We start from the raw sequence: 2,244 nt of genomic DNA on the forward strand, positions 1-2,244 counted from the left end.
CAACAGATTTACAGTCTGCCCTCGTTGGCCGCTTGAGTATCTCCCCTTAACCTTAAAATCCAATAAGTAACTGAACATCAATAGTAAGTTACCAGAGCCGATGGAGGGACTCGAACCCACGACCTGCTGATTACAAATCAGCTGCTCTAGCCAGCTGAGCTACACCGGCAACTTCCAATAAAAAAGTCCGCTATTTCTAACGGACTGCAAATGTATAGATTTTATTTTTTAATCAAAACATTTTTGATAATTTTTTTCCTGTCAGGATTTTGCGCCTACTTTCTGCTTTCTTTTCATCAGTAAACGTTCCATGGAATCTGCCGCAAGTACTACAGCTTCTTCAAATGTTTTACACTGTTTTTTGACTATAAATTCATCTCCCGGGACATTAATTTTCAGTTCTGCAATTTTGTTTGCTTTATCTCCTGTGTTATCCACTTTGAAAAAAACNTCCAATAAAAAAGTCCGCTATTTCTAACGGACTGCAAATGTATAGATTTTATTTTTTAATCAAAACATTTTTGATAATTTTTTTCCTGTCAGGATTTTGCGCCTACTTTCTGCTTTCTTTTCATCAGTAAACGTTCCATGGAATCTGCCGCAAGTACTACAGCTTCTTCAAATGTTTTACACTGTTTTTTGACTATAAATTCATCTCCCGGGACATTAATTTTCAGTTCTGCAATTTTGTTTGCTTTATCTCCTGTGTTATCCACTTTGAAAAAAACATCCGAACAAACTACTCTGTCATAATATTTATCCAGTTTATCCAGCCGTTGCTGAACATAGCCAACCAGTTTCCTGTCAACCGTGAAGTTGACCGCATGAACATTTACTTTCATAAAAATTACTTAATTAAAAAATTAAACTTATGAATCATCAAGGTTGCGCGGATGTGCCTGCTCATACACTTTTTTAAGCTCAGCAAGGCTGCTGTGGGTGTATATTTGTGTTGATGACAAACTCGCATGCCCTAATAATTCTTTAACTGAATTTAAATCGGCTCCGTTATTGAGAAGATGGGTAGCAAAAGTGTGCCGCAAAACGTGTGGGCTTTTCTTAACTTTTCCGGAGATAACACTAAAGTAACTATTTATTAACCTATATACAAAAGTTTCGTTAATTTTTTTCCCGGCAGTATTTAAAATTAACATCTCCGGATGTGCGATATGGGGCAGGCCTGCCCTTTCTGAAAGGTATTTCTGTATAAGGCCTGCCGTACATCCCAGTACCGGCAGTATGCGCTCTTTATTCCTTTTGCCTAAAACTTTAAGTGTGCCGTTGCCGGGGTCATAGCTGCTCAGCTTCAGGCCGATAAGTTCGGCGCGGCGGATGCCTGTAGTATAGAATAGCTCAATGATGAGCCTGTTACGTATTCCTTCAAAATCATCCGGATAATGAATTTCGGTGGTTATATCCTGCAGTTCCTGTTCAGAAAACGGTACCTGTACTTTTTTGGCCGTTTTCAGCGATTTGTGTTTCTGCATGGGGCTGGCTTCAATCTGCCTGGTTTTGAGCAGGAATTTGTAAAATGATTTTAATGATGACATTTTCCTGTTCACCGAGCTGTTGGAAATGCCATTATCTACAAGGTGCACAATCCAGCTCCTCACCTGGCTGTAGCTGGCCTCTTCGAGGGTTGCGCCTTCATCTGCCTCTTTTATGAAAGCCTCGAAGGAAGTTATATCATCCAGATAGGCACGCAGGGTTAACAGAGAGTAGTTTTTCTCTTTCTGCAGGTAATCTTTGTATGCTGTTTTACTGTCAACCATAAAAAAACCGTTAACAGCAAAGTTATACTTTTCTGCTAACGGTTATATTTATTTAATCAGGAAATATTAACTTTCTAATGAGTCCCTTAGTCCCTGGATGTATGCTGCTTTTTGTATTTCAGCCCTTCTTACTACAGATGGTTTGGTGAAAGCCTGACGAGCCCTTAGCTGACGTACAACTCCGGTTTTGTCGAATTTCCTTTTGTAGCGCTTTAGCGCCCTATCAATATTTTCTCCGTCTTTAATTGGTATAATCAACATAGTATGACACCTCCTTTCGTTAAGGCTGCAAATGTAATACTATTATTTTGTTATCCAAAGAAGTGGTGTTATTATTTTGCTTATTTGTTTGGCAGGTATGGAAATATATGACAATGCAGGTGTAATGTGCCGGGATTTGCCTGGTATGCCCGGGCTTTACTGCCAGCCCCGATTGAAGCGGCATCCTCCCCGCCGCCTGCTTTTGCGGCGG

General features: G+C 40.0%; 3 protein-coding genes, 1 tRNA gene and 1 pseudogene. All 5 read right to left on the reverse strand.

Annotated features, from left to right (window positions below):
* Positions 1-95: 95 nt before the first annotated feature.
* The 5 genes and pseudogenes from CHU92_RS00695 to rpsU all read right to left on the reverse strand — a co-directional run bounded on the left by CHU92_RS00695 (position 96) and on the right by rpsU (position 2,033).
* Positions 96-169 (reverse strand) — tRNA-Thr (locus tag CHU92_RS00695).
* Between the two features lie 92 nt (positions 170-261).
* Positions 262-450: pseudogene (locus tag CHU92_RS00700) on the reverse strand (HPF/RaiA family ribosome-associated protein); the annotation flags it as partial.
* 89 nt (positions 451-539) lie between these two features.
* A complete protein-coding gene (gene hpf / locus CHU92_RS00705; protein ID WP_094411600.1) occupies positions 540-842 on the reverse strand; it encodes a ribosome hibernation-promoting factor, HPF/YfiA family in 303 nt (100 codons plus the stop codon).
* Positions 843-869: 27 nt separating this feature from the next.
* The gene (locus CHU92_RS00710) at positions 870-1,772 is read right to left on the reverse strand and encodes a tyrosine-type recombinase/integrase (protein WP_094411602.1); all 903 of its coding nucleotides are present in this window, start codon (positions 1,770-1,772) and stop codon (positions 870-872) included.
* A gap of 66 nt (positions 1,773-1,838) precedes the next feature.
* Positions 1,839-2,033 carry a 30S ribosomal protein S21 gene (rpsU, locus tag CHU92_RS00715; RefSeq protein ID WP_094411604.1) on the reverse strand — a complete coding sequence of 65 codons (195 nt, stop codon included), beginning with the start codon at positions 2,031-2,033 and terminating at the stop codon, positions 1,839-1,841.
* Between the last annotated feature and the right edge of the window lie 211 nt (positions 2,034-2,244).

This window comes from Flavobacterium cyanobacteriorum (assembly GCF_002251835.1).
Lineage (GTDB): Bacteria > Bacteroidota > Bacteroidia > Flavobacteriales > Flavobacteriaceae > Flavobacterium > Flavobacterium cyanobacteriorum.

What these genes read in the sequence shown, in the direction of transcription:
- hpf (WP_094411600.1), bottom strand. Translation starts at nt 842, where the DNA reads ATGAAAGTAAATGTTCATGCGGTCAACTTCACGGTTGACAGGAAACTG.
- CHU92_RS00710 (WP_094411602.1), bottom strand. Translation starts at nt 1,772, where the DNA reads ATGGTTGACAGTAAAACAGCATACAAAGATTACCTGCAGAAAGAGAAA.
- rpsU (WP_094411604.1), bottom strand. Translation starts at nt 2,033, where the DNA reads ATGTTGATTATACCAATTAAAGACGGAGAAAATATTGATAGGGCGCTA.